At 68.7% G+C, this 7,645-nt stretch carries 7 protein-coding genes and 1 pseudogene; 5 read left to right on the top strand and 3 right to left on the bottom strand.

Going from position 1 to position 7,645, the window contains the following annotated elements; translation table 11 throughout:
• The 3 genes from VFM98_RS23455 to VFM98_RS23445 form a co-directional block, all read right to left on the bottom strand.
• Positions 1-368 (bottom strand): SDR family NAD(P)-dependent oxidoreductase (locus VFM98_RS23455; protein WP_325112310.1); only part of this gene is annotated, 368 nt, incomplete at its 3' end.
• A gap of 4 nt (positions 369-372) precedes the next feature.
• Positions 373-1,740: an aromatic ring-hydroxylating oxygenase subunit alpha gene (locus tag VFM98_RS23450; RefSeq protein WP_325112309.1), complete on the bottom strand. Its 1,368-nt coding sequence runs from the start codon at positions 1,738-1,740 to the stop codon at positions 373-375.
• A gap of 27 nt (positions 1,741-1,767) precedes the next feature.
• Positions 1,768-2,766, bottom strand: coding sequence for a 2Fe-2S iron-sulfur cluster binding domain-containing protein (locus VFM98_RS23445; protein WP_325112308.1), 999 nt, complete (start codon positions 2,764-2,766; stop codon positions 1,768-1,770).
• 121 nt (positions 2,767-2,887) lie between these two features.
• Here VFM98_RS23445 and VFM98_RS23440 point away from each other — a divergent pair, with 121 nt between their 5' ends.
• From VFM98_RS23440 to VFM98_RS23420, 5 genes and pseudogenes are all read left to right on the top strand, one after another.
• The gene (locus VFM98_RS23440; RefSeq protein WP_325112307.1) at positions 2,888-3,661 is read left to right on the top strand and encodes an IclR family transcriptional regulator; all 774 of its coding nucleotides are present in this window, start codon (positions 2,888-2,890) and stop codon (positions 3,659-3,661) included.
• A 139-nt stretch (positions 3,662-3,800) separates the two neighbouring features.
• Complete coding sequence (locus tag VFM98_RS23435; protein ID WP_325112306.1) at positions 3,801-4,799, top strand: tripartite tricarboxylate transporter substrate binding protein; 999 nt, start codon at positions 3,801-3,803, stop codon at positions 4,797-4,799.
• A gap of 18 nt (positions 4,800-4,817) precedes the next feature.
• Positions 4,818-5,789, top strand: coding sequence for a tripartite tricarboxylate transporter substrate binding protein (locus VFM98_RS23430; RefSeq protein WP_325112305.1), 972 nt, complete (start codon positions 4,818-4,820; stop codon positions 5,787-5,789).
• A gap of 383 nt (positions 5,790-6,172) precedes the next feature.
• Positions 6,173-7,192, top strand: a complete 1,020-nt coding sequence (locus VFM98_RS23425) for a betaine/proline/choline family ABC transporter ATP-binding protein (protein WP_325112304.1) — start codon at positions 6,173-6,175, stop codon at positions 7,190-7,192.
• A 28-nt stretch (positions 7,193-7,220) separates the two neighbouring features.
• Positions 7,221-7,645 (top strand): annotated as a pseudogene (locus VFM98_RS23420) (proline/glycine betaine ABC transporter permease ProW); the annotation flags it as partial.

Here is a 7,645-nt window from a genome sequence, read left to right as displayed (position 1 = left end):
GCGAGGTACGTGCCCTTCACGTTGACGGCCAGGATCTTCTCGAAGACCGGTTCGTCGGTCGTGAGCACGGTGCCCAGCGGGCCGATGGCGGCGTTGTTCACCAGGCCGTGGATCGCGCCGTAGCGCGCCACGGTGTGCTCCACGACCCGCTGCACGTCCGCCGCGTTGGAGACGTCCGCCTCCAGCACGTCGGCCCGGCAGCCGGCCTGTTCCAGCGCCTCCAGCACCGACGCCACGCCCTGGGCGGTGCTGGAGACCTGCGCCTGCGCGAGGCCGAAGGCCACCACCTGGTGGCCGCGGCGCGCGAGTTCGACGGTGATCGCCTGGCCGAGACCGAAGGTCCCGCCGGTCACGATGACGACGGACATGGCCTCAGGCGGCGAAGCTCGCCGGCTCCTTGTCCTTGCGGCCCAGCAGGGTGTCCCAGTCGGCGGCGTTCATGTAATCGCGCCAGCGGCGGTAGAACTGGCGCGGGTTCTCCTCGCTCACCTGCAGGCTCACGTTGCCCGCCACCGGCCCGTTGGTCGTCACCTTGCCGAACGACTGCGCGTAGTTGAACGGATAACGGCGCGCGATCACGCCGCGGCTGCCGGCTGTGGCGTAGTTCCAGTTCTCCATGTCGTCCTGCTCCGTCATGCCCGCGGGGCCGGAGTAGCGCATGTAGTAGGTGCGCAGGAAATCCTTCACCTCCTGCGGCGCGTCGGCGTCGACGAGGAAGAAGCGCCAGGCTTCGGTCTGCTCGGGGCCGTGCGGGTGCCAGACGCACAGGTTGCGCGGCTGGTTGCCGTGGAAGGAGACGTTCGGGTAGATCGTGCCGACGAAGGGGATCAGGCGGTGGCGCTCGGCGCCGAGGCGCTCCTTGCGCTTCGCGTGCGCCTCGCGGAAGTATTCGGCCACCACCGGGTTGTTCTGATAGGTGTTCAGGAACTCCCAGTCCTCCGGCATGATGGCGCTGTGCACGCCGTGGCCCGCGGGGAAGTTGGCCCACACGTGCTGCGCCTTCTCCATCTCGTTGTCGCGGCGGCCCTTCACGCCGGCCTCCGCGCTCGGGCCGATGCCGATCAGGTCGACGGACCGATGGCTCACGTTATGGTACGTGTCGCCCAGGAAGTTCTCCGCGGCGAATTTCCAGTTGCACGGGATGATCCACTTGTGCACGCCGAACAGCACTTCGGAGCCGCCCTCGCGCCCGTCGCGGCAGTCCAGCGCCAGATCGAGGTGGGTCTTGGCGTCGCCGAGATACGTCAGGAGGTCCGGCGCATCCTTGTCCCAGGAGGCCCAGACGGTGCCCTTGTAGATCTCCATCTTGGGGACCTCGATCAGGGACCACTCTTCCTTCTCCATGCAGCCTTCGTACAGCTGCTTGAACTGCGGCACGCCGAACAGCTTTCCGTCCGTGGTGTAGCTCCAGCTGTGGTAGGGGCAGGTGAAGAGCTGCGTGTTGCCGTGGTCGTACTGGCACACCTTCATGCCGCGGTGACGGCACGAGTTGAGGAAGACGTGGACCTTCTTCTTCTTGTCGCGCGCCAGGATCACGGACTCGCCGCCCATGCGCGAGGTGAAGAAGTCGCCCGGGTTGGGAATCTGGCTTTCGTGGCCGACGAACAGCCATGCGCGGGTGAAGACCTTTTCGAGTTCCTCCTCGTAGATTTCCTTGCTCGAGAAGATCTCGCGGCTGATCTCGCCCTTGCGCAGGTTGACCATCGCGTTGTAGCGGGCTTCGGTGGTGATCGGGATCATGCTTTTCTCTCTTCGTTCAGGGGTTCGTCAGGCAAAGCGTTCGCACAGCACGTCGCCCTTGGCCAGGCCGGCGGCCTCCGCGGCGCGGCGGCCGGCTTCCACCATCGGCGGCGGACCGCACAGGTACACGCGCGTGGCGGGGTCGAGCCCGAGCTTCGGGATCAGGTCGGTGGGGTAGCCGGTGTGGCAGCCGGGCTCGGCATCCTGTTCGACGGCGATCTGCAGGTCCATGCCCTGCAGCCGCGACCCGAGCGCCTTGAGTTCCTCCAGCGCGAACAGGTGGCCGGGCGTGCGCGCGCCGATCACGAGCGTCGTACGCTGCGAAGCCGGTTGGGCGGCCATGCTGCGCAGCATCGACAGGAAGGGGGCCACGCCGGTGCCGCCGGCCACGAACAGGCGCGGGCGGTCTTCGTCGCGCAGGAAGAAGGTGCCGTGCGGCGTGCTCAGTTCCACCTGGTCGCCGGGCTTGGCAGCGGCGAGCCATTGCGAGAAGGCGCCGTTCTCGACCAGCCGGACGAAGAACTGCAGGCGATTGGTGCCCGGCACGTTGGCCATGGAATAGGAGCGGTGGAAGTCCGCGCCCTGCGGGGTGATGCGCACGTACTGGCCGGGTTCGAAGACGAGGGCGTCCGGCACCTCGACTTCGAGGCGGACCGTCTCGCTCGCGACCGGCTCGATGGCGGTGACTGCGGCCGAAATCGGCGCGGGTTCCTCGCTCAGGGCCTCGCTGGAGTCGTAAGGCAGTTCGATCGCGCAGGCGCTGGTCACGCGGCAGACGCAGGGCAGCACGGTGCCGCAGGCGCGGTCTTCGTCGGGCAGCACGGCGCGGTCGTAGTCCTCCAGTTCCACCGAGCCCGAAACGAGCTGGGCGGTGCAGGTGCCGCACTGGCCGTTGGAGCAGTCGGTCAGCAGGTTCAGGCCGGCCGCGGTCGCGGTCTCGACCAGCTTGCCGCCGCGGGGGACCTGCAGGCGGTGCGAGACGCCGTCGGCGAACAGCAGCGTCACGGGGATGAGGGGCTGGGACATCGGGTTCTCCTGGCAAGTCCGTATCGCGGACATGGAATCCATTCTATGGACTTTGTTTGATCTGAGTCAAACTGTCCGCAGAGCGGACATAATGGCCGATCCAGATCGAGGGAGATGAACCGTGGGGACCGCCGAAAAGAACGAGAACGTCCGCGCCGTGGGGCGCGCACTGGAGATCCTGCTGGCCTTCAGCGAAGGCGACCCGGAGCTGTCCGCGGGCGAGTTGCTCAAGCGGGTCGACCTGTCGCGCCCGACGCTCTACCGCCTGCTCTACACGCTGGAGGAGAAGGGCTTCCTGGTTTCGGTGGGCGAACCGCAGCGCTTCCGCCTCGGCCCTTCGGTGGCACGGCTGGCGCATGTCTGGAAGTCCACGCTCGACCTCAGCACGGTCGCCGAGCCGGTGCTGCGTCGCATCTGGGCCGAAACCAGGGAAACCGTGGCGCTGTTCGTGCCGCAGGGCAACCTGCGGCTCTGCATCGCCGAACTTCCCAGCCCGCAGCCCCTCAACTTCAAGCGCGGGGTCGGCTACACGGAGCGCGTCGTGCTGGGCGCGAGCGGGCGGGCGATCCTTGCCCACATGGACGCATCGCCGGAGCAGCTGCGCAGCTACTCGCAGGGGACGGAAGTCGACCTGGACGACCTGCAGGCGGAACTGGCCGCGACCCGCAAGCGCGGCTACGCGATCAGCCGCAACGAGCTGATCTCGGGGGCGGTGGCCGTCGCCGTGCCGTTCTTCGACCGCGACGCCCAGGTGGCGGGTTCGATGGGCGTGTTCGGCCCCGAAGTCCGCCTCGACGCGGCGCGCCAGAAGGCGATCGGCAAGCTCCTGCTCGAAGAGGCGGCCAGGCTGTCGGAAGCGCTGGGCTACCGCAGCGAGGCGCGGCGGCGCGCCTAGCTTCCCAGGGTGTCCGGCACGCGGACACAAGATCCGAAGTTTGACGCAGATCAAGATCCGTCCATAAAATGGACTTGCAATCCGCTGAACGGACACGGCGGATGCCCCGATCCCATCGTCATCTGCAGGAGACATCCGCATGCCCCGTTCCGTGTTTTCCATGCGCCGCCACGTGCTGCGCCTGCTTCCCGGCGTCGCCGCGCTGGCCCTCGCGGCCCATGCTCCCCAGGCGGCGGCGCAGGACTATCCGGACAAGCCGGTGAAGATCGTCGTCGGCTTCGCGCCGGGGGGCACCAACGACATCCTGGCGCGCCTGATGGCCGCCAAGCTGCAGGACAAGCTGAAGCAGGCGTTCGTGGTGGAGAACAAGCCGGGCGCCAACTCCGCCATCGGCAACGACTTCGTCGCCAAGGCCAAGCCGGACGGCTACACCCTCCTCGTTTCCTCCAGCGGCGGCCTCACCACCAACCCGATCCTGATGAGGAGCCTGCCGTACGACCCGGCGAAGGACTATGAGCCGATCGCGCTGCTCGGCTCCTTCCCTCTGGTCGTCACCGTGCCCGCGTCGCTGCCGGTGAACAACTTCGCGGAACTGGTCCAGTTCGCCAAGACGCGCAAGGACGGCAAGCTCGATCACGGCACGCCCACCACCTCTTTCGTGCTGGTCGCCGAAACGCTCACGGAGCACGCGGGTCTCAAGTTCAACCACATCCTCTACCGCGGGTCGGGCCCGGTGGTGACGGCGCTGCTCGGTGGTGAGATCCAGGTCGGCGTGCTGGACAGCCCCGCGGTGCTCCAGCAGGTCAAGGCCGGCAAGCTCAAGGCGCTGGCCGTGACCACCGAGAAGCGCTCCGCTGCCTTGCCGGACGTGCCAACGGTCGCCGAGTCGGGCTACGCCGGCTACGACATCCCGATCTGGACGGCGCTGATGGCCCCGAAGGGAACGCCGGAGCCGGTGCTGGCCAAGCTGCGTACCGCGGTCGGCGAGATCCTGAAGGACCAGGACACGATCGAGAGGATGCACGCGCTGAGCCTCGAGCCGGGCAACGCGGACTCCGCTGCACTGGGGCGCCGCATCACCAACGACATCGCGCGCTGGAGTGGCGTGGCGAAGACGGCGAACATCAAGCCGCAGTAAGTCGCCATGTCTCTCAGCATGAAACCCGTCTGCCGAAAGGCCCTCGCCCTCGTCGCCCTCGCCACGGGCTGCATCGCAGCCCACGCCCAGGAGTGGACGCCGAACAAGCCGATCAAGATCGTGGTGCCCATCGTGGGCAGCACCAACGACGCCCTGGCCCGCCTGGTCGCGCCGAAGCTGCAGGAAGTGCTCGGCCAGCCCGTGGTCGTGGAGAACAAACCCGGCGCCGGCGGCAATATCGGCGCCGAGTACGTCGCGCGCTCGCCTGCCGACGGCTACACCCTGCTGGTCGGCTACAACGGCCCGCTGGCCATCAACCCCTCGCTGTTCGAGAAGCCGCCGATCGATCCGCAGAAGGACCTGATGCCGATCACGCTGGCCGTGAAGTCGCCGCAGTACCTCGTCGCGGGGCCTGGCGCCGATTTCTCCTCGGTCAAGGAGTTCGTGGCCAAGGCAAAGGCGTCGCCGGCCAAGTACTCCTATGCGTCGGTGGCGATGGGCAGCGCATCGCACCTGACGATGGAGATGTTCAAGCGCGCCGCGGGCTTCCAGGCGACGCACGTCCCGTACCGCGGCGCCACGCCTGCGGTCACCGACCTGCTGGCCGGCAACGTGCATGCCGCCTTCATGGTGCCCGGCAACGTGCTGCAGTTCGCCAAGCAGGGACGCCTGAAGCTGCTCGCCTCCAGCGGCGACAAGCGCTTCCCCAGCACGCCGGAGGTGCCGACGCTGATCGAGCTGGGCTACAAGGACATGGATGCCACCGGCTGGGTCGGCTTCCTGGCCCCCGCGGGGACGCCGAAGCCCGTGATTGATCGCCTGCACACCGAGATCGTGAAGATTCTGAAGACGCCGGAGATGACGGCGCGGCTGCAGGAGATGGAGTTCGAGGTCATTGCAAGCACGCCGCAGCAGTTCGCCGCCTGGATTCGCTCGGAAACGGACCGCTGGGGTGCCGTGGTGAAGGCCACCGGCGCCAAGGTCGACTAGGGCGTTCCCGCCCCCTCGCACGCGGTCTTTGCAGGCGCTTCGGCCCGGCCGCCGAAGCGCCTGTCCTATAATCCACCCCTTCCAAGCGCCCGTGCCACCGTGCCGGGCCACTTTGGTACTACTCGCGGAACGACCTGATTCCCGTCGCGGTACCAAGACCTTCCAGCCGGGCCCGTGCCCGGCACCCCCGCCGGTTTTCCGGCCCCGACGCCGCAGCGCGCCGGCCCTCGCAGCCCCCTTGACCAGGCCCGCTGCGCGGCATTCCCGGCGCGTCACAGGCTCTGGCTTCGTCACCTGTCGTCTTCAGTGCCTGGCGGCTTCGGCTCGCTGCGGTCGCGCGTGCGCGCGCCGCGAACGACAACCTGTCCGAAAGGAGCCGCCGCATGGCCAAGGAAATCCTGGTCGACCACGTATTCAAGGTGTTCGGAGACGCGCCGCAGCAGGCGCTGGACCTCGCTGACCGGGGAATGGACAAGCAGGAGATCCTCGCGCGCACCGGCCAGTCCATCGCCGTCTTCGACGCCAACCTGCGCATCGGCGCGGGCGAGATCTTCGTCATAATGGGCCTGTCCGGCTCCGGCAAGTCGACGCTGGTGCGCCTGCTCAATCGCCTGATCGAGCCCACCTCCGGGAGCATCGTCATCGACGGCGAGGACATCCAGCGCCATTCCGAGGCGCGCCTGCGCGCGCTGCGCCGCAAGGACTTCGGCATGGTGTTCCAGTCCTTCGCGCTCATGCCGCACATGACGGTGCGCGACAACGCCGCCTTCGGGCTGGAGCTCGCGGGCGTGGCGCGCCGCGAGCGGCTGGCGCAGGCCGACCAGGCGCTGGCGCAGGTGGGCCTGGCCGGCTGGGGCGAGAGCTATCCCGACGAACTCTCGGGCGGCATGCAGCAGCGCCTGGGCCTGGCCCGCGCGCTGGCCTCCGACCCCGCCATCCTGCTGATGGACGAAGCCTTCTCGGCGCTCGACCCGATCATCCGCGCCGAGATGCAGGGCGAGCTGCTGCGCCTGCAGCAGGTGCGCCGCCGCACCATCGTCTTCATCTCGCACGACCTCGACGAGGCGATGCGCATCGGCGACCGCATCGCGATCATGAAGGACGGCCAGGTGATGCAGGTCGGCACGCCGGAGGAGATCCTGCGCGCACCCGCCGACGACTACGTGCGCGCCTTCGTGCGCGGCGTCGATGCCGCCGCCGTCTTCACCGCGGGCGACATCGCGCTGCCGGGGCCGGTGAAGGACGCCGGGCCGCCGGTGGCCGCGCATCTCCCCGTGAGCGAGTTGTTCGGGCTGGTCGCCCGCTCGGAGCATCCGCTGCCGGTGATCGACGCCGGCGGCCGCTACATGGGCGCCATCAGCAAGACCACGCTGCTGAAGTTCCTGGACCGCGGCGCCGAGTGAGCGGCGCGCAGACAACCGCGAGAAGAGCATGAACGACATCCCGGAAACGACTCTCGAAGAAGCCCTGGCCGCGAGCGCGGCCCCGTCCCCGGCCGCCTCGGCGCCTTCCGCGCCGGACGCCGCACTGCAGGCGAGCGATCCCTGGGCCGAGGCAGGTGCCGATCTCTCCGGCCCGGCCGCCGAGGCCGACACCGCATCGGCCTGGGACGCCCCCGCCGACACCGGCAACGCCGACTGGCTCGCCGCGCCGCCCCAGACCGCCGACGCGTTGCCCGATCCAACCGGCTTCCAGCTGCACCAACTGTGGGACGGTTCGCTGCCGCTCGACCAGTGGATCGACCAGGGCCTGCAATGGGCGGTGGACCACTTCCGTCCGGCCTTCCAGGCCGTGCGCGGGCCCATCGACGGCACCCTGTCCGGCGTCACCGGCCTGCTGCAGGGCCTGCCGCCCGG

This window comes from Ramlibacter sp., from assembly GCF_035706265.1.
GTDB lineage: Bacteria > Pseudomonadota > Gammaproteobacteria > Burkholderiales > Burkholderiaceae_C > Ramlibacter.
Note: the sequence above shows the minus strand (reverse complement) of the source record. Positions and strands in the feature narration are given on the sequence as shown.

Coding starts and splice junctions, on each gene's coding strand:
- VFM98_RS23435 (WP_325112306.1), top strand. CDS start 3,801: ATGCCCCGTTCCGTGTTTTCCATGCGCCGCCACGTGCTGCGCCTGCTT.
- VFM98_RS23430 (WP_325112305.1), top strand. CDS start 4,818: ATGAAACCCGTCTGCCGAAAGGCCCTCGCCCTCGTCGCCCTCGCCACG.
- VFM98_RS23425 (WP_325112304.1), top strand. CDS start 6,173: ATGGCCAAGGAAATCCTGGTCGACCACGTATTCAAGGTGTTCGGAGAC.
- VFM98_RS23445 (WP_325112308.1), bottom strand. CDS start 2,766: ATGTCCCAGCCCCTCATCCCCGTGACGCTGCTGTTCGCCGACGGCGTC.
- VFM98_RS23450 (WP_325112309.1), bottom strand. CDS start 1,740: ATGATCCCGATCACCACCGAAGCCCGCTACAACGCGATGGTCAACCTG.